Source organism: Candidatus Bathyarchaeota archaeon (genome assembly GCA_026014725.1).
Lineage (GTDB): Archaea > Thermoproteota > Bathyarchaeia > Bathyarchaeales > Bathycorpusculaceae > Bathycorpusculum.
In genome coordinates this window covers 28,048-53,939 of the sequence record JAOZHV010000029.1, presented here as the reverse complement: position 1 = coordinate 53,939, position 25,892 = coordinate 28,048, and the positions used below count along the sequence as shown (strand labels likewise).

At 43.3% G+C, this 25,892-nt stretch carries 25 protein-coding genes; 12 read left to right on the top strand and 13 right to left on the bottom strand.

The genetic code is table 11. From position 1 onward, the window contains the following. Positions 1 to 3: 3 nt before the first annotated feature. From hemC to NWE95_06285, 3 genes are read left to right on the top strand one after another with little or no spacing between them, the layout of a single operon-like run. Positions 4 to 933, top strand: coding sequence for a hydroxymethylbilane synthase (gene hemC, locus NWE95_06295; GenBank protein MCW4003504.1), 930 nt, complete (start codon positions 4 to 6; stop codon positions 931 to 933). Beyond that, complete coding sequence (gene cobA, locus NWE95_06290; protein ID MCW4003503.1) at positions 920 to 1,675, top strand: uroporphyrinogen-III C-methyltransferase; 756 nt, start codon at positions 920 to 922, stop codon at positions 1,673 to 1,675. The genes hemC and cobA overlap by 14 nt, the downstream gene beginning before the upstream one ends. Further along, on the top strand, positions 1,651 to 2,484 hold the full coding sequence (locus NWE95_06285) for a uroporphyrinogen-III synthase (GenBank protein MCW4003502.1): 834 nt from the start codon (positions 1,651 to 1,653) through the stop codon (positions 2,482 to 2,484). The genes cobA and NWE95_06285 overlap by 25 nt, the downstream gene beginning before the upstream one ends. Here NWE95_06285 and NWE95_06280 read toward each other — a convergent pair. Then, positions 2,481 to 3,254 carry a hypothetical protein gene (locus NWE95_06280; GenBank protein MCW4003501.1) on the bottom strand — a complete coding sequence of 258 codons (774 nt, stop codon included), beginning with the start codon at positions 3,252 to 3,254 and terminating at the stop codon, positions 2,481 to 2,483. The genes NWE95_06285 and NWE95_06280 overlap by 4 nt on opposite strands. Positions 3,255 to 3,453: 199 nt before the next feature. Between NWE95_06280 and rnhB the strand changes: the two genes are divergently transcribed. The 5 genes from rnhB to NWE95_06255 all read left to right on the top strand — a co-directional run bounded on the left by rnhB (position 3,454) and on the right by NWE95_06255 (position 9,629). Further along, entirely contained in the window at positions 3,454 to 4,116 is a 663-nt protein-coding gene (rnhB, locus tag NWE95_06275) for a ribonuclease HII (protein MCW4003500.1), read from the top strand. A 101-nt stretch (positions 4,117 to 4,217) separates the two neighbouring features. Further along, positions 4,218 to 5,900 (top strand): CBS domain-containing protein, encoded by a 1,683-nt coding sequence (locus NWE95_06270; protein ID MCW4003499.1) that lies wholly within the window; start codon positions 4,218 to 4,220, stop codon positions 5,898 to 5,900. Positions 5,901 to 5,981: 81 nt separating this feature from the next. Continuing rightward, the gene (gene tpiA, locus NWE95_06265; GenBank protein ID MCW4003498.1) at positions 5,982 to 6,662 is read left to right on the top strand and encodes a triose-phosphate isomerase; all 681 of its coding nucleotides are present in this window, start codon (positions 5,982 to 5,984) and stop codon (positions 6,660 to 6,662) included. Positions 6,663 to 6,675: 13 nt separating this feature from the next. Beyond that, positions 6,676 to 7,557, top strand: coding sequence for an ARMT1-like domain-containing protein (locus NWE95_06260; GenBank protein ID MCW4003497.1), 882 nt, complete (start codon positions 6,676 to 6,678; stop codon positions 7,555 to 7,557). After that, positions 7,554 to 9,629: a glycogen debranching enzyme N-terminal domain-containing protein gene (locus tag NWE95_06255; GenBank protein MCW4003496.1), complete on the top strand. Its 2,076-nt coding sequence runs from the start codon at positions 7,554 to 7,556 to the stop codon at positions 9,627 to 9,629. Before NWE95_06260 ends, NWE95_06255 begins: the two co-directional genes overlap by 4 nt. Here NWE95_06255 and galT read toward each other — a convergent pair. Then, a complete protein-coding gene (galT, locus tag NWE95_06250) occupies positions 9,626 to 10,666 on the bottom strand; it encodes a galactose-1-phosphate uridylyltransferase (GenBank protein ID MCW4003495.1) in 1,041 nt (346 codons plus the stop codon). The two genes, NWE95_06255 and galT, sit on opposite strands and share 4 nt — an antisense overlap. A gap of 144 nt (positions 10,667 to 10,810) precedes the next feature. Here galT and NWE95_06245 point away from each other — a divergent pair, with 144 nt between their 5' ends. Next, positions 10,811 to 12,418: a glycosyltransferase family 39 protein gene (locus NWE95_06245; protein MCW4003494.1), complete on the top strand. Its 1,608-nt coding sequence runs from the start codon at positions 10,811 to 10,813 to the stop codon at positions 12,416 to 12,418. 141 nt (positions 12,419 to 12,559) lie between these two features. Here the strand turns inward: NWE95_06245 and NWE95_06240 are convergent, their stop codons facing one another. From NWE95_06240 to NWE95_06190, 11 genes are all read right to left on the bottom strand, one after another. Continuing rightward, positions 12,560 to 12,736, bottom strand: a complete 177-nt coding sequence (locus NWE95_06240) for a hypothetical protein (GenBank protein ID MCW4003493.1) — start codon at positions 12,734 to 12,736, stop codon at positions 12,560 to 12,562. 9 nt (positions 12,737 to 12,745) lie between these two features. Next, entirely contained in the window at positions 12,746 to 15,778 is a 3,033-nt protein-coding gene (gene ileS / locus NWE95_06235) for an isoleucine--tRNA ligase (GenBank protein MCW4003492.1), read from the bottom strand. A gap of 822 nt (positions 15,779 to 16,600) precedes the next feature. Beyond that, entirely contained in the window at positions 16,601 to 16,777 is a 177-nt protein-coding gene (locus tag NWE95_06230; protein MCW4003491.1) for a hypothetical protein, read from the bottom strand. Further along, entirely contained in the window at positions 16,774 to 17,109 is a 336-nt protein-coding gene (locus NWE95_06225; GenBank protein ID MCW4003490.1) for a ribbon-helix-helix domain-containing protein, read from the bottom strand. Before NWE95_06225 ends, NWE95_06230 begins: the two co-directional genes overlap by 4 nt. Before the next feature lie 926 nt (positions 17,110 to 18,035). Next, on the bottom strand, positions 18,036 to 19,235 hold the full coding sequence (locus NWE95_06220) for a hypothetical protein (protein ID MCW4003489.1): 1,200 nt from the start codon (positions 19,233 to 19,235) through the stop codon (positions 18,036 to 18,038). Between the two features lie 4 nt (positions 19,236 to 19,239). After that, positions 19,240 to 20,514, bottom strand: coding sequence for a hypothetical protein (locus tag NWE95_06215; GenBank protein ID MCW4003488.1), 1,275 nt, complete (start codon positions 20,512 to 20,514; stop codon positions 19,240 to 19,242). A gap of 91 nt (positions 20,515 to 20,605) precedes the next feature. Continuing rightward, entirely contained in the window at positions 20,606 to 20,788 is a 183-nt protein-coding gene (locus NWE95_06210) for a hypothetical protein (protein ID MCW4003487.1), read from the bottom strand. Positions 20,789 to 20,863: 75 nt separating this feature from the next. Further along, on the bottom strand, positions 20,864 to 21,034 hold the full coding sequence (locus NWE95_06205; protein MCW4003486.1) for a hypothetical protein: 171 nt from the start codon (positions 21,032 to 21,034) through the stop codon (positions 20,864 to 20,866). Continuing rightward, complete coding sequence (locus NWE95_06200) at positions 21,025 to 21,597, bottom strand: hypothetical protein (GenBank protein MCW4003485.1); 573 nt, start codon at positions 21,595 to 21,597, stop codon at positions 21,025 to 21,027. The genes NWE95_06205 and NWE95_06200 overlap by 10 nt, the downstream gene beginning before the upstream one ends. Before the next feature lie 21 nt (positions 21,598 to 21,618). Further along, positions 21,619 to 22,296, bottom strand: a complete 678-nt coding sequence (locus tag NWE95_06195; protein ID MCW4003484.1) for a cohesin domain-containing protein — start codon at positions 22,294 to 22,296, stop codon at positions 21,619 to 21,621. Then, positions 22,293 to 23,216 carry a hypothetical protein gene (locus NWE95_06190; protein ID MCW4003483.1) on the bottom strand — a complete coding sequence of 308 codons (924 nt, stop codon included), beginning with the start codon at positions 23,214 to 23,216 and terminating at the stop codon, positions 22,293 to 22,295. The genes NWE95_06195 and NWE95_06190 overlap by 4 nt, the downstream gene beginning before the upstream one ends. A gap of 300 nt (positions 23,217 to 23,516) precedes the next feature. Here NWE95_06190 and NWE95_06185 point away from each other — a divergent pair, with 300 nt between their 5' ends. From NWE95_06185 to NWE95_06175, 3 genes are all read left to right on the top strand, one after another. Continuing rightward, positions 23,517 to 24,317 carry a hypothetical protein gene (locus tag NWE95_06185; GenBank protein ID MCW4003482.1) on the top strand — a complete coding sequence of 267 codons (801 nt, stop codon included), beginning with the start codon at positions 23,517 to 23,519 and terminating at the stop codon, positions 24,315 to 24,317. 32 nt (positions 24,318 to 24,349) lie between these two features. Continuing rightward, entirely contained in the window at positions 24,350 to 24,577 is a 228-nt protein-coding gene (locus NWE95_06180) for a hypothetical protein (protein ID MCW4003481.1), read from the top strand. 91 nt (positions 24,578 to 24,668) lie between these two features. Next, the gene (locus tag NWE95_06175; GenBank protein ID MCW4003480.1) at positions 24,669 to 25,745 is read left to right on the top strand and encodes a flippase-like domain-containing protein; all 1,077 of its coding nucleotides are present in this window, start codon (positions 24,669 to 24,671) and stop codon (positions 25,743 to 25,745) included. The last annotated feature ends 147 nt before the right edge of the window (positions 25,746 to 25,892 follow it).

Sequence of the window (25,892 nt, the reverse complement as noted above, 5' to 3'; positions counted from 1 at the left end):
ATTTTGACTGTTGGCACTCGAGGAAGCAAACTTGCAATAGTCCAGACTGAGCGTGTCTTAGAAAAAATTAAGCAGACTTGCCCAAACATCGATTTTAAGCTTAAAATAATCAAAACTACAGGCGACAAAGAACACGGTAAACCACTTTTTGCCATCGATTGCAAAGGCATTTTCGAGAAAGAAATTGACCAACAAGTAGTCAGCGGCGAAGTTGACTTTGCGGTTCACAGCTTAAAGGATGTGCCTATCGTTGAGCGGCAGACTGGCACTGTTTTAGCTTCGATTCCCAAGAGGGATTCACAACGTGATGTTTTCATTTCTAAAGGTAAAATTCCGCTTAACGCTTTGCCTCACGGCGCAGTCGTTGGCACGGGTAGCCTGCGGAGACTTGCGGAAATCAAGTTCTTGCGTCCAGACTTAGAAGTCCAACCCATCAGGGGTAACGTTGACACAAGAATCAGAAAGGTTGGGACGGGCGAGCTGGCAGGGATTGTAATTGCTGAAGCAGGGTTAGAACGCATGAACATAACAAGCGAAATAACCGAACGCTTACCACTGGACCAGTTTCCTTCGGCAGCGGGACAGGGAGCCTTGGCGATTGTTGCAAAAGAAGGCAATACAAATGTTATAGAAATCTTGCAGAGGGTGGAAGATAAGGCGACACGCGCCGAGATTACAGCTGAACGCAGTCTCGTCCTTAGCCTCGAAGGCGGTTGCCGTGTTCCAATAGGCGCTGTCGGGCACGCCACTGGCGATTCGTTGTCACTTTTTGGCTGCATCTTCGCGCTCAACAGAGGCGAGAAAATCAGTGCGTCAGCAGAGGGCACTTTGGCTCAAGCTGAAGAGTTAGGCAGAAGAGTCGGTGAAGCACTGATTAGGCAAGGTGCTAAAGAGTTCGAGAAGGAGTGGAGGGAAAAGTATGGTGTTTGGTAGAGTTTACCTTGTGGGCGCTGGACCAGGCGACCCAAAACTGCTCACTGTTAAAGCAGTTGAACTCATCAAAGAAGCCGATGTCATAATCTATGATAGACTGGTCGGCGAAGAAACCCTTAATTTGGCACCTAAAAAAGCCGAGAAAATCTATGTGGGCAAGCGCACAGGTAAGCATGAAGTTCCACAAGACAAGATTACTGAACTTATAATCGAGAAAGCTCAAAAGGGTGGCAAAGTTGTGCGATTAAAAGGTGGCGACCCATTCATTTTCGGGAGAGGTGGCGAAGAAGCGGAAGCGCTCGCCGAGAAGGGCATCGAGTTTGAGGTTGTGCCAGGTGTTAGCTCTGCAGTTGTGGCTCCTGCTTACGCTGGCATACCGTTAACACACCGCGATTACGCTTCTTCAGTGGCGATTATTACGGGTCACCGAGCTGGTGATGCTGAGCGCGTGATTGATTGGGCAAAAATCGCTGACGCAGTTGACACGATGGTTATCTTGATGGGTGTTGAATCGTTAGATGACATCGTGAGCAAGTTGCTTGAGGGCGGAGTGCGCCCAGATAAGCCGGTGGCAATTGTCGAGTCAGGAACCTATCCGCAGCAAAGAACTCTGATAAGTACTCTGAAAGCTGTCGTTGCCGAGGCAGAAGTAAAGCAAATCAAGCCGCCATCTGTCATCGTGATTGGTGACGTTGCAAACTTAGGTAGGAAACTGGCATGGTTCAAAAAGCCCCTAGCTTGAAAGGTAGGACCGTTGCTATAACTCGTCCCGCTGGGCAGGCCGAAGAAGCAGGCGAATTAATCAAGGCAAAAGGCGGTATACCTTACTACATTCCTGCCATTGAGATTAAGGGTTTAAGCAATTTGTCTGCTGTAGAGAAATTTATTGCTGAGTTGCAAAGCGGACAGGTTGATTATGTTATTTTAATGAGCACTAATGGCATAAAATACCTATTCGAAGCGGCAGAAACACTAAATCAAGTTGACAAATTGCAACAAGGTTTGGTTAAAGCGTTTGTTATTGCGGTTGGTCCACGAACAGCAGAGGCACTGAAAGATTACCACGTACATGTGGATTTGGTGCCGATAAAATACAGTTCAGAAGGCTTAATCGAGAGCTTGCAAAGAAGAGCCATTCATAACAAACGTATAAGAATTCCTCGAACCAGCAACGCTGCACCGACCCTAATGCAAAAGCTAAAAAAAATGGGTGCAGACGTAGAGGAAATTTATGTTTACGAATCAGGACTACCCGTGGACGATGAATTGAGACAAAAATTCTTTGATGACCTAAACCAGCAGAGAATTGATGCTATAGTTTTCGGCAGCGGGTTAAGCGCCAAGAACATCTTTAAAATGCTCTCGGAAAAAGCATCTATGGAAACCTTACGTGGTATGATAAACGGCAAAGTGACAACGGTTGCTATTGGACCCACCACAGCTCAAGCGTTGAAGGAAATGGGCATACAAGTTGACGTAATGCCTGAGGATTACTTGTTTGAAAAGGCTCTATCAGCGCTGGCAGAATACTGGAGCAAAGAGCAACTCTAAAGGTCATCTAAGCTGAAGGCTGGCTCATTAGCCACTGAATTGTAAACCGCTTCAACCGCGGCTTCTTGCTCTTTTGAGCCGTAAACCTCTATCCAACATGAGCCTTCTGCGCCGTTGACGCCGCCTGCCGCAATCAACTCAGCTTCAACTCCGCAAAGAAGCTTTAGTGCATCAAGTTCTGTGAATACTTCGCCTGGTAGCGGCAAGAAGCGGTAGCCATCTGCTCCTGGCTCGTTTAGCCTCATAGCTATAGCGTTTAAGTCGCCGTTTACGCGTTTCTCAAGCCCGACTGCAACAATAAGTTTTACACGACGCCCAACAACCGCTGGCAAAGATAACCCAGCAGTTCCCGCTTTAGGATGCCCAATAAGCAATGCTGCCTGTTTATGCGTTAAATCCACAGCGTTCGCACCTTTAACGATAACGTCGCCTTTCTTTAATGAATCCACAATGTCAGCTATTGTTTTGCCTTTCTGCCACTTGCCCTTAACGATTACGACGTCTCCAGGAAACTGGCTCTCATCTGCCAAGCGCCCCTCTTTAGTCACTGGTTTGTTGGGGGGCATGGTTAAGCCTCGGAAGAAGCGTTTTCTTGAGAAGCCCTTTGCTCCAATCGAGTTTAGAATTTCTTCGGCTAAGTAACCGTTTGTGGTTCCAGCTATGATAACGAGCGTGCTATTTCTTAACGCATTCTGGATTGTTGGGTGGGTTGCCAGCGCTTTTGCGATTAAGCGTTTGCCTGCTGATGGGGTTATGAGGAATTGCTTCAATTAGCGATAACTCCTTGGCACATTGTTAAATTAACGATGACTTAATAATAATTTATGGTTAAGATTTTGGGTTCAGCAAAACAATGGATAGTTGCATCTTCGAACCAGCAAGTTGTACATACTTGTGTAGAACTGGATGTTTTAGAAAAACATTATAGCCTACAAGTCTAACCCATTCAACTAAGGACGAAGTGAGAAGATGCTGGTGGCAGGTGTTGATGAAGCTGGTCGAGGGTGCGTTATTGGTCCCTTAGTAGTCGCTGGCATCGCCATGAAAAGTGAGAACCTGCACTTTCTTACTGAACTCGGTGTTAAAGATTCAAAACTTCTCACATCTAAGAAGAGAGAAGCATTGTATCCTGAAATTATCGAACTGGCAGAAAGCCATCACATAATCAAAGTTGCCCCCAGCCAAATTGACAAGGTGGTGCAAAGTACCCGAAGGCTTCACAAACTCAACCGTCTGGAAGCGCAAGTGATGGCGCAAGTAATCCAAGCCCTAAAACCCGACGAGGTATATGTTGATGCAGCTGACGTGCTTGAAGACAGGTTCAAAAATCATATCCGCGAGTGCCTCACCATCAAAACTAAAATTACTTCCAAGCATAAAGCCGATTTGACTTATCCGGTTGTCTCTGCAGCCTCCATCATCGCTAAAGTGGAGCGCGATAAAGAAATTGCAAACTTGCAAGTACAGTATGGCGATTTCGGCAGCGGATATTTGACGGATGATAGGACAGTAGATTTTCTTAAGCGCTTGCTTAATGAATTTGGTGATTATCCAAGTTGTGTTCGGCAGTCATGGAAAACAGCTAAAAAAGCAAAAATCGACAATGATGCCTCACAAAAGAAGCTGGCTTGATTGCATTATTGTGTTTTGTAGTGTCAAAAAAGATACAATTTATTAATGCGTATAACACTGTTTCAATACAGCAAATTGCGGGTTTTGTATGGCGAGTGCTCATGAGCGAAAAAGACGTCACGCGCTTTCTACAAGTCCTCGGATTGTCTAAAAGAGAAATCCAAGTTTACATGTTCCTCGCCAAAAGCGGAGTGCAATCAACTAGTTTCGTTGCGAAAAGGCTCAAGATGGAGCGAGTTCAAGCTTACCGTACATTCAAGAAACTGCAAGAAAAAGGTTTCATTGAAGCAACCCTAGAAAGACCAACCAGATTCACGATTGTTCCCTTTGAGACTTTAGTTGATAATTTTATTAACACTAAAAAGAATGAGGTTGCCAGCCTTAGTGAACAAAAGCAGAATCTTTTAACTGCATGGCAATCCATCAGTGCGCCTGAGTCTGAGTATCCAGTAGCAAAATTCTCTATAATTACGGGCAAGAAGAAGATTCATTCTAAAATGCTCAGTATGATTGAGGAATCAAAATCAGAAGTAATCTTTTTAACAACCTCGCTGGGGCTAATCCAAGAAGACATCGCGGGAATCTTTGATGCAACTGTCATACCCTCACGAGAACGCAACGTACAATTCCAAATAATAACAGACATTTCCTTAGAAAACCTCAAAGTAGTAGAGCGAATTGACCGAAATATTTCAGAAGAAAAATTAAATTTTAAACTTCGGCACGTCGGAATGAGCCCCAAGTTTTTCCCACGCTTTCTAATAAAAGATGAGGAAGAAGCTATCTTGTATGCACCGTTCGGAAACGAAGCCTCAGTGCTTAACCTTGAAGATGAAGGCTTATGGATAAACGATAAAATGTTTATCTCAGTTTTGAAGGCTTTTTTTGTGCAGATGTGGCAGAGCGGCGTTGATGCCTCAAGACGCATAGATGAGCTAAAAAGCGGGATTCCTATTGGCGAAACTGTGGTTATAAAAGGTGCTGAAGAAGCTTGGTCGAAAGTAACTAAAGTTTTAGAGTCTGCCAAGAAGGAAGTTGTCATAATTACCTCCTCACAGAGTATCAACAGACTGGCCGAAAATGACCCACTAAGCAAATTCTTCGGAAAGGATTTACGGGTTCGCATAATGGCATCTATTGACCTTGATAACCTCGAGCCAGCACAGAAACTTTCACAGTACTATGAAATCAAACACGTACCCATAAGCTACTTGACCATGATGCTTGTTGACGACAACCACCTGTTCATGTTTAAGATGCCGCCATTAAGCGATTTCGGCACCGAATCTGCCTTCTATTTAGAAGACACATTCTATTCCAGTGATGCTAGTCAAATTGAACGTGTCAGTGAGATGCTAAACGATATATGGAAAAGAGGCATCGACATAACGGAGATAAGCAGTCAAGCAGGCACTAAACTTCCAGCTGTTACCGCATCAACATCGGAGACTGTAGCGGAACTGGTCGGTAAAATGCTTCAAAATGGTGTGACTTCTGTCTTAATTACCGAGCGCAACAGAGCTGTCGGAGTGATCAACGACCGAGATGTGCTTACAGAGATTGTGAAAGCACAAAAGAGCCCGACGAGCACTCTTGCAAGGGACCTCAAGTACACGCCTCTGATTAATCTGCAAGGAGACGAATCAATGATTACCGCTATGAAAGTTATGGAGCAGAAGGGTTACAGCAGGGCGGCTGTGGTTAAAAACGGGCGACTCATTGGTATGTTAACTGAAGCCACAGCTAAAAGGGCTCCTTTAGACATGAAAGCGTCTGTTTCGTAGGCAAGCATGTAAGCTTTTTCTGTGGGGGAAGGCAAATGATATTAACACTTTCCCTTTAATTTTTTAAGCGAGGAAAAACCGTTGAAGTTACAAACGCCTATCATTATCGTGAATTTTAAGACCTACCTTGAATCAACAGGTAAAAGAGCCGTTGAACTTGCACAGAAAGCCGAAAAAGTACACAAAGAAACAGGCGTCAGCATAGTAGTTGCGCCTCAACTTGCTGACCTCGCAAAGGTTGCTCAAGCGGTTGAAATTCCAGTTTTCGCTCAGCACATTGACCCGATTCAACCGGGCAGCAACACTGGGCATGTCCTTGTAGAATCCGTTCAAGAGGCAGGTGCTGTGGGTACTTTGATTAATCACTCTGAGAGGCAGCTTAAACTTGCAGATATTGATACAATAATAAAGTTAACACAGGAGAAGGGTCTTGTTTCTTGTGTTTGTGCTAACAACCCCGCGGTGAGCGCTTCTATTGCAGCATTAAAATCGGACATTGTTTCTATTGAACCGCCTGAATTGATTGGGACAGGCATTCCAGTGTCAAAAGCGCAACCTCAAGTAGTTACCAACACGGTTGACCTTGTACGAAAAATCGAGCCGAACATGATAATTTTGTGTGGCGCAGGGATTAGCCAAGGTGAAGACGTGTCAGTATCATTAAAGCTTGGAACACAGGGTGTTTTGGTTGCGAGCGGAATTGTGAAAGCGAAAGACCCATATAGTGTGATGCGTGCATTTGCCGACGCAACAAAGCAATAACGCGTGAATACCCTTGAAAGTAGAACCGGAATGCGAATCCTGCCTTCTTGCACGGGCGCAAGTGCAAACGTACCAAGCCACAACAAATCCAGCTCTGCGTTTTAGGTGTTTGGCTGAAGTCACTAAGCTACTGAATCGTGAATTCAAGCCGACCTCAGTGGCAGCAGATTTGGGAACCAAACGAGACCGCATAATCAGAGAGCTAACAGGCAACAACGACCCATACAAATACAACAAAAAATTGGCGAATGCCACAGCACTCAGGATGTTGCCCCAACTAAAGAAAATGGTTGAAGCAGGCTACAATCAGCAAGAACGGTTCAAGAAGGCTTGCCTGTGCGCTATTGTGGGCAACATTATGGAGTTTGACATTCCAGGCCACAAGTTTGCACTAAAAAACCTGGCCGCTTGCATGAGGCAAGCCGCTAAAGATTTAGTTATTGACGATATTGACAAGGCTTATGAGTTGGCAAAAAAAGCTAACAGTGTCTTGTTCTTAGCGGATAATGCTGGCGAAATTGTTTTTGACACCTTGTTGGTTGAGCAATTAAAGAACATGGGTTTGAAAGTCACATACGTAGTTAAAGGTGGACCAGTGATTAATGATGCAACAATGGAGGATGTGAAGATTTCAGGCATGGATAAGCTTGCTGACGAAGTTATAACCACCGGCACTGACGCTGTTGGCTTACTTAAAAAAGAGGTTTCGCCTGAATTCCTCAAAGTCTATGATACCGCAGAACTGGTTTTTGCGAAGGGCATGGGCTACGCTGAAACACTAACGGAATATAAACTTACAAAGCCGCATTTCTTGATGTTTCGCACAAAATGTGTTCCAGTGGCGAACTATTTTATGGCTCCGCGTGACAAAAATATTGCAAAGCTGATGCCATGAAAACGCCGGCCATAATCCTTACAAACGAAAGCTTGTCACGTTTTAATGATGTAATAAACAAAGAATGGCTCATAACGAACGGCTTAGGAAGCTACGCCTCCTCAACTATACCGGGAATAAACACGCGTAAGTATCATGGTTTGCTTGTTGCCGCGTTGAATCCTCCACATAACCGTACAGTGTGCCTCTCAAAGCTTGACGAGGACATAATCGTGGACAAAACCACGTATCGGTTGGGCTCTAACGAGTTCGGTAACGCAATGTTCCCTCATGGCTATAAGTTGATTGAGCAGTTCTCGATTGCCCCCTACCCAACTTACAAGTATGACTGCGGCAAGGTTGCTTTGAGCAAAACGGTTTTTTTGCCACAAAAGAAGAATGCCGTCGTAATTAATTACCACATTTTCAACAGCAATACATCGGACATTTTAGTTAAGGTTTACCCGCTATTGACATGCCGCTACTACCACACAGTCGTCGACCGAAAGCGAGCTCCTCTGGGCTTTACCCAAAAAAGCGCAGCTAAAGAGTTCCAAGTAGATTTTGAGCGGCAACGAGCAACTATGGTTTGTCGTTCAACAGACGGCGAATTCAGGGCTGGAGTGAACTGGGTCGAGCGCCTGCATTACCGTGAAGAGGCGTTACGGGGCGAAGCAGAGTTTGATGATTTGTTCCAACCAGGATACTTTGAGTTGCAGGTGCCGCCTAAAACTGGAAAAGAGTTTGCGATAACATGCACTGTTAGCAGTGACCGCCAAGAAGCAAGGGCTGTTTTGGATTCTGTTGGTGATACAATCAAAAAAATTACCAAAACTTACACTGAAGAGCTAAACCAAAAACTTGAATTGATGGCTAAATTTTACTACGACCATACAGAAGCGCCGATGAGCGATTGGCTAAACTGGCTTCTGCTTGCAGCTGATTCTTTTTTGGTTCAGAACAGCAAGGGCAGAAAAGCTGTCATTGCAGGGTACCACTGGTTTGAACCGTGGGGGAGAGACACCTTTATCTCGCTTCCGGGGTTACTGCTGGTGACTGGAAAGTTCAACGAAGCTAAGGATATCCTGCAAGACTTCATGCGTTATCTAAAAGGTGGTGTTATTCCTAATTTTGTTGCAGACAAGACTGGTGAGCCAGTTTACAACACTGTTGACGGAACGCTTTGGTATGTTAACGCAGTGTTGCAATATCTAAAATACACGGGTGACTTTGATTTTGCTAAAGAGCAGTTATGGGAAAAACTGCAGCAAATAATTGAGAGCCATCAGAGGGGGACAATGTTTGGTATACGCTTAGACGACGATGGCTTGCTGATGCATGGTCCGAGACTTACTTGGATGGATGCGGTAGTGGGAGAGGACATTATTACGCCTAGAGCTGGAAAAGCGGTAGAAATCCAAGCATTATGGTATAATGCGTTGCGTACGATGGAGCTTTTAGCAAACAAATTTGGCGAGAAAAATTTGGCTGAGCAATATGCTTTGATGGCAAGTCAGGCGCGTAAGAGTTTCAATGAGGAATTCTGGAACGCAAAAAAAGGGTGTCTTTTTGATGTTCTTGAAGCAAAAGAGACGGATACGTCGCTTCGTCCCAACCAAATATTCGCCGTTTCACTTGATTTCACTATGCTTGATAAGGACAGAAGCATGAAAGTTGTTGATGTGGTGAGCCGTGAACTTGCGACTCCTTACGGCTTAAGAACCTTGTCTTTGGATGACCCAAAGTTTGTCGGCAAATGCGTTGGTGACAGGCGAAGCAGAGACACAGCATATCACAATGGTACGATTTGGCCTTGGTTGTTAGGACCATACGTAACTGCTTTCCTCAAAGTTAACGATTACACCTCAAAAGCACGCAAATATATGCTGAATACCTTTGTTTTGCCCTTATTCACAATCGGGATTCATCAGGGCGGTTTAGGCACAATAAGTGAAATTTACGATTGTGATGCCCCAAATCTGCCTAGAGGCTGCATTTCACAGGCTTGGAGCGTCGGTGAGCCTCTGCGTGCATACGTGGAAGACGTTTTAGGGATAAAACCAAATCACTTGCGAGAAATTGCCCTAGTTTAGAGTTTGATTGCATTCCTGAGGCTTTCTGCCGCCGTTTCGGGCGTGACTGTGTTGATGTAGATTCCTGTGCTCTTTTCAAAACCAGCCCAGATGGCAAGTTTAGGATAAACCTCCAAGTGCCAATGGTAACTGTCATGTTTTTGAGTATTGATAGACAGGTGAAAGCCAAAGTTGTATGGAGGGTCATTGACTAATTCCTTTAGCGCTTTGAGGCTTACTTTAAGGGTTCCCGCGAAGGCTGAAACCTCCGCTTCAGTCAAGTTCAGGAAGTTTACCGCGTGTTTTTTTGGAACAATCCAAAACTCCATAGGGTTTACGCTGGCATAAGGACAGAAAACTACAAAATCACTGTTCTCTAAGATAAGCCGTGGACTCTTGGTTTCTTTCTCAATTATATCACAGTAAAAACATTTGCCGTGTTGGTCGTAGTAATCCTCGCTGGCTTTTAGCTCTTCTTGGATAGTATTTGGCACCATGGGTGTTGCGATAATTTGACTGTGAGCATGAGATAAGGATGCCCCAGCTTCCAATCCATAATTTCTAAAAACCGAGACATACTTAACATACGGTTTCGCGCTTAATTCTTTTAGCCTATCGATGTAGGCGTTTATGACAAGTTCAAGCTGGGATAACTCAGCTTCTGCTGGCTCATCATTATGTTTGGGGGACTCAACTATAACTTCGTGGTGACCGACCGCGTCACAGAGGGTATAACTCTCCTGGACTCTACATAGCTCGCCATGGTCTCTGGGCGGAGTGAACGCGGGGTAAAGGTTTGGAATGACGCGGACAAGCCAGTTTTTAGGGCGCTCACCAACAAGCTGATCTTGACTTTTCTTTATTTCGCCGTTCTCTTTAAGATAAAGCATTACGGCTGGCGGTGTCATGTGCTCATTGCCAACGCATAGAGGGCAAACTGTTGTTTTTGGCGAGGAAAGTCTGGGTTTGGCAAAATCGGTCGGTCGGCGACTGCGTTCTTTGGCGATTACGACCCAGCGGTCAAGCAGGTAATCCTTTCTTAATTCATTGTAGGACATAGGGCGGTCGAAAACACAAGGTACGCTGAAACATTTTAGCGTTTCTCATCACACTGGTAAGAGAAGGTTAATTCCTGAGGATTTGCAAGGTTTTATATCATTATCTATTAATTGATTAGTGACTGGCTTTAAAGCGTTGAGAACATGATTAGTCAATCAAGTTCAAAACTGCGTTTCAACACGCTAAAGACAGGATTAAACAATTGGCGGATAGCCTTTCTAATTTTTGCTTTATCCTACGGAGTTATCACTTTTTTTGCTTTAAGAACCACACCTATGGAATGGGATGAAGTAGCCCACCTAAACGGCGGTTCATTCCTATTATGGGGAGAATACGACAGGTTCACCGCTAACGCGTTTTATCCGCCGCTCTTTGACATAATTACTTTCCTCTTTTTCAAGTTGCTTGGAGTAACATTGGTTGCCGCGAGATTGGTTTCTTTAATGTTCTCTCTTCTCGCATTATGGGCGGTCTTCGAATTAGCATATGGTTTTTATGGCGGAAAAGTTGCTTTACTGTCCGCTGTCCTTTTAGGTGTTATGCCGGGTTACTTTTGGCTCTCGCGGCTAGCTCTTTTAGAAACTATGCTTGTATTTTTCTTAACTTTGGCTCTTTTTTTCTTCTTTCGCTGGCTTAAAAATCGCCAAGATAAGAATCTTGTTTTATCAGGTATAGCAATTGGACTTGGCTTTCTAGCAAAATACCAAATTCTTGTTGCTTTCGCTATATTTGTTGTGAGCATCCTGTTTTTGGCTCGAAATCAGTTAAAGCAATCTCTAAAAAAATTTTCAATACTGGTTGTTTCAGCGTTCTTGGTTGTTTTGCCTTGGTTGGTAATTGCTTACCAAATTTACGCAACTAAAATCTTTGGCGAATGGATATACGCTGTGCAAGTAGGCAACCCTGAAAGATCAATTTACAGTGGACGCTACCCGGCGCCAATATTTTATTTTATAGAGATGGTGTGGTCTTATAATGAAATTCACCCTATCTCCATTTTCCTCTATGTTGCAGGGCTTTTAGGTCTGGTTTTTCTCGCATGGCGCAGAAGACCCGAGGATAAATATGTCCTAATATGGTTTGCCGTTGTCTTCGTTTTTTTCACTCTTATCGTGAATAAACATTGGCGTTACGTGCTTCCACTGTTTCCAACATTAGCAATATCCGCTTCAGTGCTAATTCTGTACGCGCTGAGTAGATTGCAAAATTCTTGGAAGTCAACAAGTAACGTAAAAAGAAAACATCAAACAAAGTTTGCAGCGGTCTTGCTGATAGTTTGCGTGGCAGGCGCAGTTGCTTACAGCATAAACGACGCCTATTCCAATCTCACAGCATACCAAATTAACATTGACATTGAAGGAGCAACAAAATACGCTATCGCTCGCATGAACAGTAACGAATCGATAATGGTTTTGTGTCCGTTTAATTTTTTTAGCAGAGATATGGTGCGGTTTTATCTTTGGGCTGATGGAGATAACGAGATTCGCGTTTTTCAGTATCCACGCTTACCCGTTGATTCTTATACGCCAAACTTCAACATTACCGAGTTAATTGCCATATGCAAGCGTGCAAATGTAAAGTACTTATTTACATACGAGTTTGGAGGCACAGTACCATACTACAACACAACACTCAACCTCCAACAAATCTACATGCAACTATACGCCTCTGGTAACTTTTCCAAAATTTCCGATGAAGCCACGTTTGGAACAAACCCTAGAAGGATTTTTCTCTTGACTTTCATCGGATAGATATTGATTTCCCTTGCTAAGCGGGTCACAAGAGCTTAACATTACGCTAAAACGCCTTTTTATAGGGGGATAGGGTAGCTGGAAAAGCAACAAACGCGGCCATTTAGAGTATAAATAAGGGGGGGCTAAAGAAAAAGAGAGCTACTCTTCGCCATAACCGTGTTCTAGTCTGCCGTGCGTTTTCTTGTAAGAATACTCATGCTGTTCGTGATTGCTGCCAAAACGTGCAAGATGCTTTTGCAGGTCAGCTTGGGTGAAAAAAATGCAGGTACAGTGAGGACACTTGTGGTAGTGGTTGTTGTTTTTTTCTTGTTCCAAATTGGTGCCTCAGTGGATGTTTATGAAGATTTTTTTGCCATCAAGCTCTGACTGCTGCCAGTCAGCTTCAACTTCACTTTGGCTAACATGTAAATACACTTTTCGAGCGCGCACTAACCCTGCCATCTCATCCAAATAGGGCTCCAAGAGCTCTATGCTCTCAGCATCCAATTCAGCAATGTGCACCGATTCTAAAACGTCTGTTGGCACAAAGCCCATCTCCTTGCGTAAAGCTTGCACACGACGCGCCAAGTCACGCATTATGCCCTCACCCAACAATGTTTCATCCCGCTGTGCGCTAACAAACACGTTTATGTCGTCTTCTTGAGCACTTACCCAATTCTCGCTTTCAACGTACTCGGGAGTCTGTGTCATGTAATCAGCAGATTTAACATTGATCTGTTCTAAGAACAAACTCTCAAGACTCTTTAGCGCATCCAGAACGATTTTTGGGGCAACCACAATTGCCTTAGCAAGAGGCCATCTGCGCTTGAGTTTGCCCTGTTGCCTAGCAGCATACGCTATCGAAACTACTTTTAACAGAATATCAAATTGTTCCTCTAAGGCTTTATTGCGGAACCTTTCATCTGCAGTTGGCCAAACAGCAAAATTCACTGATTCAGGCAACTCTGGCTCAAGTTGCCTGTAAACCTTCTGGAATAAGGCTTCACTAAGATACGGCGTAACAGGGTTAAACAGCAACGTTACTGTCTTTAGGGTGTGATGTAGCAATGCGTAGATGGTTTGTCGGCGCTCGTAAGTTTCGGGTTCATCGGTCCAGAGTTCTTTGCGAATCATGGGTACGTAAAGTCTGCTTAACGTTTCAATAACGAAATCATCCAAAACAGCCACAGCGGCATTAAATTCGCATCGTTCAAGCTTGTTTGTGTAATCTTCAATTTTGTCCTGCAACTTGGACAGAAGCCAACAGTCAGCTGTCTGAAGCTTCTTTGTCTCTAGCGCCCAATCTAAATTGAACTTTTTGGGATTGAATTCGTCAAAGGTTGCGTTCTGCATAAAGAACCTGCTTAAGTGGTAAAGTGTTGAGAGCACTTGGTATGATCTGCGGTTGAGTTCTTGCATGTCAAAGTTCATGAAATCAATCGGTGAACACTTGCGTATCATGTAGAAGCGGCACAGGTCTGCGCTGTTTTTCTCAAGCAGCTTGTTGGTTTCCACCACGTTGCCCAAGCTTTTGCTCATCTTTCTGCCTTTTGCATCCTGCGTTAACCCTTGAAACAGAAACGCCTTGTATGGCGCTTGAGCTTTTCCAGTCAAGATAACATTCTCGAGAAGCAGCGAGTTTGCCCAACCGCGAGTTTGGTCGATGCCTTCTGTTAAGAAATCTGCTGGGATAAACTTCTCATACTCATTGTCGCTGAATCGTGCGTACGGTGAAGCGCCACTATTGTGCCATGTGTCAAGCACGAAGTCTTCTCGGCGCATAATTCCGCCGCACTTCTCGCATTTTAGCGTAACTCGGTCAACCCATGGTTTATGTAGCTCAAAGTCGTTTGGAATTGGCTCTTGTGCGCTTTCGATTAGTTCTTTTTTGCTTCCCACAAGGCGCTGGTTGCCGCATTTTTCGCATGTCCACATTGGCAAGGGTGTGCCCCAGATGCGTTCGCGGCTGATGCACCATGGTTTGCCCTCTTTTAAGAATGCTAAGAAGCGGTTTTTTGGTTCATCAAAGTAGTATTCAACTTTGTTTGCTGCCTCAAGCACCTTGCTGTTTATTTTGTCGGTGCGTAAAAAGTATTCTTTGCGTGCTAGCCAAACCAGTTTGTGGTGTGAACGCCAGCAGGTTGGATATTCATGTTTTAGTTTTTTGACTTTAACAAAGGCGTTACGGTTGCGCAGCTCTTCAACCACGAGCATGTCTGCGTCGCGGGCAAACACTCCTGCGAAGGCTCCTGCGTCTTTGGTAAATTTGACTTCATCATCGAACGGTGCGTAGATTGGGACTCCTCTGCGTTGCGCAGCCCAGAAATCGTCTTCGCCGTTGCCAGGCGAAAGATGTACTACGCCTGTGGCTGTGTTGACGTCGACGAAGTCTTCGCCTATGACTTTGTGGACTAAGGGGTGTTTGGTTTCGTTTTCTGCCTGTTTTGGGATTATGTCTTTGAGTGGGTAATCGTATGCTGTGCCTTCTAGGCTGGTGCCTGGCATGGTTTCTTTGGTTTGGTATTTGGTGATTTCTAACTCAGCCATAACTGGTTCTACGCGTTGTTTGACCATTATCCAGATTTCGTCGCCGACTTGGACTTTTACGTATTCAGCGTTTGGCTGAACTGCGAGCATGGTGTCGGTGATGATGGTGAAGGGCATTGTTGTCCAGACTAGGAAATATTCGTTTTTTGTGCCTGCAACCTTGAACTTGAAATAAAGTGATGGATCCTCAACCTCTTTGTAGCTGCCTTCGTAGCCGACTTCGGCGCTGCTGAGGCTGGTTTGGCATCCTGGACAGTAAGCAACAACATAATGACCTTCCTCAAGCAGGTTTTGTTCCCATGCGCGTTTTAGGATGTGCCATTCGCGTTCGATGTATGGGTCTTTGTATGTCCAGTAGGCTTTTTCTTGGTTTATGGCTATGGCGAGTTTGTTGTCGGCTTGTAGCCACATTTGGTGGTAGCGCATGATGGCTTTTTTGCATTCCTCGATGAAGCGTTCCATGCCGAATTTTTCTATGGATTCGCGTTTGTTGCGGACTCCGAGGATTTTTTCGACTTCTAGTTCTACGGGTAAGCCTTGGCAGTCCCATCCTGCCCAAAACGGCATGTAGTAGCCTTGCATTGTTTTGTATCGGTAGCGGATGTCTTTCATTATGCGTCCGCGTGCGTGTCCGATGTGTGGGATGCCGTTTAGGGTTGGTGGTCCTTCCACGTAGCCCAAGTTGCCTTTTGGGTTTTTTTTGGTTTCTAGTTTTTGGCGGATTTGGTTTTTTGTCCAGAATTCTCTGATTTCTTTTTCTAGCTCAAGTGGTGTGTAGTTTGTTGGTAGGCTTTGGTTTGTTTCTGTTTGGGCTTGGTTTTGGGCTGTCACGTTGTATCCCGTACCGCAAAAGTATGTTAAAAGAGTATATAAAGTATAAAGACTGTGAGTTTGGTTGTTGTTTGTGGTGGTTTATTTTTTACTAGTTAGATGAAGAGAGTGTTTGCTTAGTACATCATCAAGTGGTGGATTGCGCTGAAATGTTGCTTTTGTGTTTCTGTTTGTGGTTTGGGTTGCTTTTTGGTTGTAGAGGGTTTACAAGCGGTGCAACGTTCTGGCAGCGCGGTGATTGGGGATAGCTGGATTTTTTCTATACCCCCTATTATATAGGCGTTTGAGTTGCGAAGGTTTGTTGCTCTCCACCTACCCTATCCCCCTATATAAAAGCGGGGATTTTCAGGGCTTTTCAACATATGTTTGGAGCGTTTTTGCGCCAATAGGATAGACCCCTCTTAGGGATTTTTTGCGCGTGTCGTTGTTGCGTTTAACGCACTGTTTTGCCGTGCAGTGACCTACCCACTATAGGTTTCAATATACCTCTGATATTAGTATCCTAATATGTTGGTGGAAAGCGCACCACAAGAGAGGTTTTCCGTGACAGCGATTGCGTTTTCAGCACTGAGAAGCAGTGATTAGCACAATGCAGTCGGGCACTAGCATAGCCCATTTTGGCAAGCAAAAGCCATCTCTCACTTCCAAGCAAAACAACAGCCAGCCGTCGCCTAATAAGCAATTTTGCCACTCAAAAAGCAGTTCAGAATAGAGCATATTAGAGTGGCTAAAATGAGAGGGTTTGCTTAGGCTCTGGACAGAATCTTTAAGGAGAAAAAGCAAATTCTTAAAATAACAGCTCTAAAGGTCGCTTGAGGGACACTACTCATTCAGTCGCCACTTTTTTGAGACTATCGCAATTGCAGGTAATCCCTCTAAGACGTATCTTTGGGCTCTATGCCGTGAGCCTTTATGGATTAAAACAGGACCTCTTGCTCTGCGACATTCGCAGATGATTTGTTCAGCTTTGAGTTGGTCTCCGACTTCTTTTCCTATCAACTAACTTTTCCCTCTTCCCATAGCTGTTTTAGAACTTTAACAGTTAGTTCTAAGTCAAGTCTTAGGTCGTTGGCGATGTCGAAGGTTTCGGCTTCTTTATGCTCTTGCAGATAAGCTAAGATATCGGCTTTGGCTTGCTCTGCGGTGACGTTTTCTCTTATTTCGATGACTTTTAGGGCGCCAACTTCTTGGATGTATCTTTCGGTTGCTTCTCTTATGAAAGCGCTCCTAGATTTTGCCCCTGCACGGTTTACTGCTTCATCTATTTTTTTAAGTTCCTGCTTATGAAAGCGTACAGGAACAATTGTTTCTTTATCTACCACTTGCTGCATTGGAACACCCATCTATACGTGTAATACATTTTATACAAAACATTATTTAAGCTTTCAGCTTTCTTCTTCCTTAAAACTATTTTTATATTTACATATATTTCAAGTCTGAGTTTCCAAGAGAAGGTTTACTGAGGCTTCTGGATGATTATTTTTTTTAGGAGAAAAGAAAAAAACAATATTGGCAATAGCTTAGTAATGGTCGCAGTAAAAAGTCAACATGCTTTTCAAGCGCTTTTTCGCCATTCCAGCCCATTTTAAACGCATAAAAGCTACATAAGGCGCTTTTTTCCAAGTTATTACGTAATGAAATAAAAGTTTTTGTTTGGAGCAATTACTTTTTGGGATGAATGAAAATCGTTCAGCGGAATAAATGAAGAATACCTTTTAACCCCTAACTAATGCTTTTTTTCGCTCCGCTATCAAAGTGGGCTGGGCTGAAAATGAATTAAGAACTTGAGCCTTGAAAAAATTCAGGGCTTGGAAAAAACGTTGATTTTAGCAGGGATAGGGGGCTTGTTTAATCGCCAGATTTTTTACCCTTCAATCGCCCAAACAAAAGAAATAAAACAACTATTCCCAATGAAAACATCGTTAAATTCGAGGTCCATTCATCATTTCCCAGTTGGGATGAGAAAGCTAAGAACAAGGCTAAACCCGCAACACCCAAAACTCCATATAAGATAATCAATGTTAATAGCCATTTTGTTACCCATTCCCTTCTTTGTTTGAGCAATGTTAAGATTTTCACATAGATTTTTACGAAGACTTGACAGCTGGGTAAGTTAGCTGTTTTGTCCTGCTCTTTCGCTGTCTTCGCTGTTGCTCAACATAGCGTTAAATTATAGCTGAGCATAGAAAATTAAACAAATCTCCACAACCTGTACTTTGGTTATGACTCCTGGTTTCTTAAAAAGAGAAGGGGGTTGTTATTTGCTTTTGCGCTTTTTAATGACTATAGCAATAGTGAAGACTGAGAGCAAAATTGCTAAGACAATAGTAGTCACAACGACTGTTGAAGTTGTAAGGGAGTTGGTTTTCGCTTGGTTTCCATTTGTATTATCAAGTGGCAATGTTTCAGATTGCCCTATATCGATAGTCGAGTTGCCGGGGTCTGGACCGCCATAACCCATTGCCTTGCAGTATAATACTTGTCCGTCATCAGCCCATATCTTTACTTGAATGTAGTAGATTGAACCAGGATAAACAGTGTTTAATGGTAAATCGATAGTCCAACATGGGTAATATTCAGATGGATTGTACCTGACATTAGCCTTCAGTTCGGCTTTTATCTTGTCTTCTACGATCGTTAAGTTTTCAACTATTACGCCATTGTAAGAGTAGGAAAAACCGTCAGCTTGCTTTAACGCTAAGTTTATTGCTTGTTCTTTTGAAATGTTCACTTCTGAGTCGCCAATTGTGATATAGCTTCTGCTGTCGAAGAAATCAAGGAAGGTTCCGTTTTTAAAATTCAAGACTAACTGGCTGTAATCTACGCCGTTTTGGGTCCTCACCCATCGAATAGAAGTTAGATCGGAATCAACTTTGACTTCAAGTTTTAAATTGCTGCTTGTCTTGCTTTGGTTAGTATTCAAATCAACAGCTGTCAACATGCTTATCATGTTGTTCAATTCTGTGTCTGCTGAAAAAGAGTTATACCTTTCAAGGAAGTTGCCTGCTGCTTCAGATAAATCAGATGACAGCGGTTTACTGCTGTAAGCTAAGCCTGATTCGACCTTTAAGCTACAGGATCTGAGCGTTGAGTTAATGTAACTGAAGGAAACTCTTAGATCGCTGTACATCTCTGTTTTCATGTCCCAGTTGACTAATTCGTATACTTCGTTTGTCTGGATGTAACCTAGGTTTCCGATTGGATTATTGTCAGTTGTGTAGTCGCGAACTTTAGAAGAGATTAATGTCACATCATACTTGTCTACGTCAAGTCCGACGACATCTTGTAGAAAGATCATAGCCCTGTTATCGGTAAAAGTATTTGCGGGAGGTGTTGGGTTGCTGGTTGCGGTGGAATTTGACGTGGATGCCGATACTTGTGCAATTAACGATATTAGGAATATCGAAGTAGTAAGCAAAGCAAGGGTATACTTGTTTTTTATGTTTTTTGTCATCATCCTTTCACCTTGGTATTTGATAGCTCCAGTCGCCGTATACACGCATTCTTGAATTAGAATAATCGCCAATCTGTGGATTCCAAACGAGTACATTGTTTCTTAATTCAGAAGATAAATAGCTACAGCCATTAGCATCCCACGATGCATCATTGAGAGCTTCTTCGATTGTGTATCCTGGTGTTAGTGCATAATCCCAGAACCAATATATGAAATGGCCATAATTAAATGGTGACTGTTCTGCATCTTGAGTGTACCATGGAGAAACGTAGTCAAATCCAATGAAAACATGGTCTGCCCCTGCACTGCCTTCTAATCCTAAATTACTACTAGCATCTTCAATGTCCATCCAAGAGCTAGCCAAACCCCAACTGTGGTCTTCAATATCGCCGAGCCAAGAAGAGTCACCATGCATGCATGCCCAAAGAAAGACGAAATCATGTGTTCCTCGCCATTTATTGCCATCATCTTTTCCTTCATTGACATAATAATGTAGCCAATAATCCATTATGACTCCAACTGGTTGAACACTGTATCCTTCATTGTCGACAACACCTCTATGATAGAAAGTACAAGTGGGGTTGCCGCAGATTCCCTGTTGACCAGTTAGCCAAAAATGTCCTTTGTAGAAAATTATCGAGTAATCATAGTAGGTCTCACTATATTGAGCGCTGCTATAAACATCGTTGGGTTGTGTACTATCCCAATAGTTCTCTAGATAAGGATATTTGTTTGTGGCAGAGAATAGGTCGCAAATGTAGTCAGAGATAGCACCTGATGCCCACCATTCGTCATAACCGCCAGAATCGTCTAGGTAGTCTTGGGTGCCCCAGTGTACAAAGGATGGTTTTCTAAGTAAACCGTAGTCATAGTAGCCGCTTGTCTTTTCCATGAAAACATTCTCATAATATGTAAAATCGTAAGTATGTAGCACGTTATTGTTTGAGTCTAACACTTTGATATAGTCGACCTCTAGGCCAGTTGTATCTGCAATCCAATAGTCAACCGCTCTGATCATTACGGTGACAACGTTGCTGGAAAAACTTGACAGGCTTAAGGTTGATGAAGTGTCCGTTCTCCAATCTATCCAACTACCGTTACATATAGCGCCGTAGCTACAAGCGGGAATGTAATTATAGTCGGTAACTGGATGTTGAGCGTCACTTTGCGTTCTAAATTCACCAGAATTCTCTAAACGCCTGTTGTGCTCGTGATCAACAACGTATAACTCCGCGAGAGTGTAATAATTATTGCTCCAGTCGAGGTACCAACGCCAGGACACTTTTGGAGTTTTTTGCCATTTAGGTAGTCTCTTTCAAAGGGTATCATTATGTACGCATTTCCATTACCATTATCGTTTGACATTAGTCTGACTACGAGCTAGAGGATTTACTGGCAGTGTATGCTGGGTTATAGGCACTCCATTGTTTGTATTCTTTGATTGCACCGACATCATACAGAGTCGTGGGCGAAGCCTTAGCAGGTAAGATGGTGATGGAAAGCAATGTGAGAAAAAGCGAAAGCATTAGCAGACTTGTTATAAGTCGCTTGTGCAATAAATTCATCTCCAATTTTTATAGAGCTAAGGTTATAGCTCACAACAATAGGTTGATTGTGTATCCTTATAAAATTTACGAATTAGGGCAAGAATTAAAGCGGCTGATAAAATCGGAGACTACAGCATAGATGCTCCTACGCCCTTCTTCGGTTTCAACATCAATTACTATTTTCCGCTCAATTTCTTGAGAACTTGCTGTGACAAGTTTAGCGGCGATTTTGTAAGCTATTTTATTTAAATCCATCTCTTCCAATCTCTCACTTCCATTACCCTGAAAAACCAAACTATCTCCAGCCGAAACCAGTTTGGGTGGATTCTAAGCCAATCAGCAACCGTATTGGGTTGCCACTTCTCCCTAAGGAAAAGAATCGATTGGCAACGCTCCAAAGAAGGTTCAGCGCGGGTCTTAGCCATCACCGCTAAAACACCATTCGCCTGATCTAGCCAAACAACCCTAAAACGCTCCGCAAAAAACAAGCTCGAATCCTGAAAAAACCCTAAAATGTACTCTCCATGCATCTGAGCTTCCAACTGCTCAAGAGCACGAGCATTCACAACAGCATCCGCCCTATCACCGCAAGATGTGCAAACGCTTATCAAAAACTCCCTGACCACCACAAAAACACACTGCAACGGCCCCAAAAGCTCCTTAACATTCAACTTTACCTTTCCATTAGAGCGGTGATGCTGATCCTTGAGATGTTCGAACACTTGAGTTTTAACCTCAAAACTTTCAACAATCTGCTCCACCGGAACAATGCGAGTCAATGGGTCTGCATAAGAGAGAAGAACCGTTACCTCTTTCACTTGGATACCCTATACAGATTTTCACTGTTTTACAAGCTGAATCGTTTCATTGCAGGATTGTCTGGTTTTTAGCTTTTTTGTGGAAACAATGATTGCAACGGTTGCGAGAGCCATTAACGCCAAGACCGCGATTGTTGAAAATTCGGGAACCACCGCCGTTACTGAGTCCACAGTGGCAGTGTGATTAATTAGGTTTGAGTGTCCATCTGAGGCTGGTTTGTCTGAGAGCTCTGTTTCCAAGGATAAGCCGCTATCTCCAATGTCGGTAACGTTGAATGTTACTGTTGCGATGGTTCCGCTTCCACTGAAGGCGGGTGCTGAGCCAGTTGATGTAGCCATCAGGTGATACTGACCTAACGATTGTGAAGCGTTGTTATCTAAAACTTCTATGGGGTAACCTGCTACTTCATGGAGCACTCCTTCTGGATACGATTCTACCCCCAAATATGCTTCTGCGCTGATAACTTTGAGCACGAATGTGTTCCAGCTAAGCGTAACGTCCACACCGAACAGGTTCTCCACATTGACAATTTTTATGTTGACCGTTAATGTTTCTCCCAAACGGGGCTGGCTTGAGGAAGCCTCCGCCTTCACGGTGGTGTCCTGCGCCAAAACCGTACAGAAGAGACCAAACGAAAGTAAAACACATACTAAAATTGCTACAATTTGTTTGCTTCTCAAGTTAACGGGGCTTTTCATGATGATTCACCTTTCACCCGCTCTTTCAGAGTGACTATTTTATCTCTACCCTTCTTATACCTTGTTATAACACCGCTATTTTCTAGGGCAGACAAAAGTTGGCTTGTTTTAGCCTTAGAAAACCTGCACCGCTCCGTAATTTCTGATTGACGCATACTACCACCTGACGATTTTAGAACTTTTAGGATTTTGTCTTCTTCGCTCTCAATAGGCGATGCGTCCATAACAGTGGTCGAGGCGTTTTCACCCTTATTTCTGCGCCTTTTAACAGCAAAGAAACCCAACAACGAAACAGTTACTCCAACAGCCAAAGCCACCACTATAAGTCCATACTGCGAAATATTATCGCTAAAGCCATTTGAGGGAGCACGGGTTAAAATTACACTAACACCACTGGCTAAATCATGAGTTCTTGCCCACCTTAACGTTTGTGTGGAGTCTTGTCGTTCGTTAGGTGGTGGAGAAACCGACTTAACCCTGAAGTCTGAAGGGTAGCTTAACTCTAGTGCCGCATCACCATAAAGTTGACCAAAGAAATTCTCCACTTGAAAAACATCCCCAAACCTCAATTCACTATCATTCACTATGCTGAAGTTTTGCCAAATAAAAGAGTACTCAGTTATCTTTGACGCCGAAGAGATTGTAGTGTTAATTTGCAACGACTCCTCACTAATCTCCATTCCCCTCTCAGTCAAATTTGACGCTGCATCAACAAGAGTGAAAATTTTCTCTTGAAAACCCTGCCACGTATCCACAGGCGAGTCAACATTAGAAAACTGAGTTATCGTCCAAACAGCAGAGCCATCATTGTTCACTTGTATATGGTATTCAAAGTAATTCTGAGCACCTGCTTTAGGGAACAAAAATAACAAAAGCAACATACCGATGACAAGGCAGACTATTTTGTGATGCTCTCTCATGCAAGGTCTCATCTAAAAGAATGCTTGAACAATATTTAAAACTATAATAATCGAACTCTCAGTGTTCCCCCGCAGAACAAACATACAGAATAACGGGGCAGAGTTTTGCCGAAACCTAAACTGTCAATCAGAACCAACGTTTTAATGTTATTAACGCTATTTGCCGTTACTGAATTGAATTAGTCTTAAATGAACGATTATAAACAAAAATGAACTATTAAAACGCTTATTCAGTTAAAATAGGCTTAGAAACGCTTTTATTTTTAAACAAAGCAACGATAACTAAAGAAGTGATAACAAATGAAAAATAAAAAAACACTTACCTTTGCAATAGTTGCTATCATTCTATTAAGCACTTTAGGATTGGCACTTGATCTCGCCGCTGCCTCACAAACTAAAGCCTCTGGCGTTGTAAATAGGCCACTTCAAAAAAGCTGGATAAGAATCAACGGCATCATAGAAGAATGGGGGACAACGGAAGTAAGAGGAACTCTTCAAACACAAACTAGAACATCCTTGCTTCAATCTGAGGATACACGAAAGTCAGCTGGCGCCACTGCTATATGGACAACCAATATTACCCGAGCAATTCAAGCGATCAGAGCAAAAGAGAACTTCACTTACGTTTTCTATACTGCAAGATTACTAAATGGCTCAGTGACGACATTGAGCGCAAGTTCTCCAGACACCGACTACGTCATCAGTGGCACATGGAACCTCGCGACTGTAACGTCTACCACAACCGTCATCACAAACGCTGAGGGAGAAATAACTAAAGTTCTAAGAAACCAAGAAGTCTTACCATCCAAGGCTTATGGGGAATTGACAGTTACAGATAACTGGAGCAAATTTACCCTCGCCATAGACGGTATAGACCCCTTGACAGGTTCAGTGTTCCGCTCAATGATGAGGTCATGGTTTAACCCATTCAAAATAACAGATGATTCCACAAGCAGCATAATCACGAAGTCAGATATAGGTGAAGTAGGCAAATGCTACGGCGCAATGCCAGGCTGGGGCAGCTACGACACAAGAATGGACTTCAACAACAACTATCGAATAGACATCGCAGACATTTCAACAGTAGCAGCAAAAATCTAAAGTCCCCAACTTTTTCTTTTTATTAATCCACAATGGTTAACTTAAATACGGTAATCTACAATAACAACAATTTGATTGCCATGGCAGAGACCAAAAAGAACATCGAAAACAACACATCAAAAGAAGTAAGGTTGCCATGCGGCTGCATCTACCAAGACAAAGGATGGATGCTCACACGAGTCACCGAATTCGAATACCATCACCGCAAAAGAACAACCAAACGCCCATACAGGCCAAAAGCAGAATGCGTACGACCATAACAGTGAAAGCAAAATATCTGCAAAGTAGTCTTTTAGTCTTTGCAGTGACTTTCCGTAATCCATTTAACCTGCAAAGCAGACTTGTAACGTCATGGCGTTACCTGAATCACCATACAAGTCCAACCCGAAAGAACAAAAACCTTCTAGAAAATTCCTAAAAATCTTTCTGCAAATAGTCCTTATGATTGCAATTTTCGGCGCGCTATTATGGTACGTCGGGCTCGGCTCACTCTACGAAGCATTACTAAACATAAAGATAGAATACCTTGCCCTCGCGTTTACAATGTACTTTGGAATTAACCTGCTCTTCACGATAAGACTTAAAAGAGTTCTAGCCAAAGACGGCGTGAAAACCTCCTTTGGCAAAACACTCCTCGCCCAATACGCAGGAATGCTCACAAGCGATGTGACACCAGGACGCTCAGGCTACATCCTCACACCAGTTTACCTTCGAGACCAAAACGTGCCCTCATCAAAAAGCCTCTCAAGCATCTTAGGAATCCAAACAATCGAGTTCTTGATTAAAGTCATAGGCGGAATAGGAGCCGTGCTTTTCCTCGTGAATTTTGTGCCGCCACTAAATTGGGAACGCTTCGGAACTTTCGCAGGAATAAACGTCGGCCTGTTCATCGCAGGCTTAGGTATTGCATTAATGCTCACAGGAGCAATCTTGCTAGCTGCTTTCACATGGTCTCACCGTGCAATCTCAATTTTTGACCGCATAGCCAAATCCCGCTTCCTAAAAAGATTCACAGGGGGATTGATGGGAAAACTCGAGGAATACAAGGACAGCGCGAACAAAACACGTAGTGCAATCCCCGAAATAATCGCGTTAACCATGGCTTGCTGGATTCTGAAAGGGTTTGAATGGTACTTTTTAGGTTTAGCCTTAGGAATCACACAAATCCCGTTCTTAGGCTACTTCCTCATTCACCCCTTAGTAACCGCATTAGGCTTCGTGCCGATTACACCAGCAGGAACAGGCATACAAGAATTCGGCATCATCGGCATCTTCACCATTCTAATAGGCATACCCGTGGCTCCAGCCACAGCATTTGCACTGCTATCGCGTGGATTATTAATCATTCAAGACCTAGTTGGAGTGCCACAAATTGTAAAATCAACAAGTCTTATCTTTTCAGGCAAAAAATCGCCAGAAACACCTTAAATACGAAATCGTAAGATAATTGGCGCGCGCCGCTTATCTATGTAAGTTCAGCCTGCTAATTTATGGAAAAAAGGGGATTTTTGTTTGTTAAAAAGCCTTTTTTATGATGTTTTTTGCTGATTTTAAATATAGATTGGAAATGTTTAT

Coding starts and splice junctions, on each gene's coding strand:
- NWE95_06225 (MCW4003490.1), bottom strand. CDS start 17,109: ATGCAGCAAGTGGTAGATAAAGAAACAATTGTTCCTGTACGCTTTCAT.
- NWE95_06245 (MCW4003494.1), top strand. CDS start 10,811: ATGATTAGTCAATCAAGTTCAAAACTGCGTTTCAACACGCTAAAGACA.
- NWE95_06285 (MCW4003502.1), top strand. CDS start 1,651: ATGGTTCAAAAAGCCCCTAGCTTGAAAGGTAGGACCGTTGCTATAACT.
- NWE95_06175 (MCW4003480.1), top strand. CDS start 24,669: ATGGCGTTACCTGAATCACCATACAAGTCCAACCCGAAAGAACAAAAA.
- NWE95_06180 (MCW4003481.1), top strand. CDS start 24,350: ATGGTTAACTTAAATACGGTAATCTACAATAACAACAATTTGATTGCC.
- NWE95_06270 (MCW4003499.1), top strand. CDS start 4,218: ATGAGCGAAAAAGACGTCACGCGCTTTCTACAAGTCCTCGGATTGTCT.
- NWE95_06220 (MCW4003489.1), bottom strand. CDS start 19,235: ATGATGACAAAAAACATAAAAAACAAGTATACCCTTGCTTTGCTTACT.
- NWE95_06255 (MCW4003496.1), top strand. CDS start 7,554: ATGAAAACGCCGGCCATAATCCTTACAAACGAAAGCTTGTCACGTTTT.
- cobA (MCW4003503.1), top strand. CDS start 920: ATGGTGTTTGGTAGAGTTTACCTTGTGGGCGCTGGACCAGGCGACCCA.
- NWE95_06190 (MCW4003483.1), bottom strand. CDS start 23,216: ATGAGAGAGCATCACAAAATAGTCTGCCTTGTCATCGGTATGTTGCTT.
- NWE95_06205 (MCW4003486.1), bottom strand. CDS start 21,034: ATGGATTTAAATAAAATAGCTTACAAAATCGCCGCTAAACTTGTCACA.
- NWE95_06185 (MCW4003482.1), top strand. CDS start 23,517: ATGAAAAATAAAAAAACACTTACCTTTGCAATAGTTGCTATCATTCTA.
- galT (MCW4003495.1), bottom strand. CDS start 10,666: ATGTCCTACAATGAATTAAGAAAGGATTACCTGCTTGACCGCTGGGTC.
- rnhB (MCW4003500.1), top strand. CDS start 3,454: ATGCTGGTGGCAGGTGTTGATGAAGCTGGTCGAGGGTGCGTTATTGGT.
- NWE95_06195 (MCW4003484.1), bottom strand. CDS start 22,296: ATGAAAAGCCCCGTTAACTTGAGAAGCAAACAAATTGTAGCAATTTTA.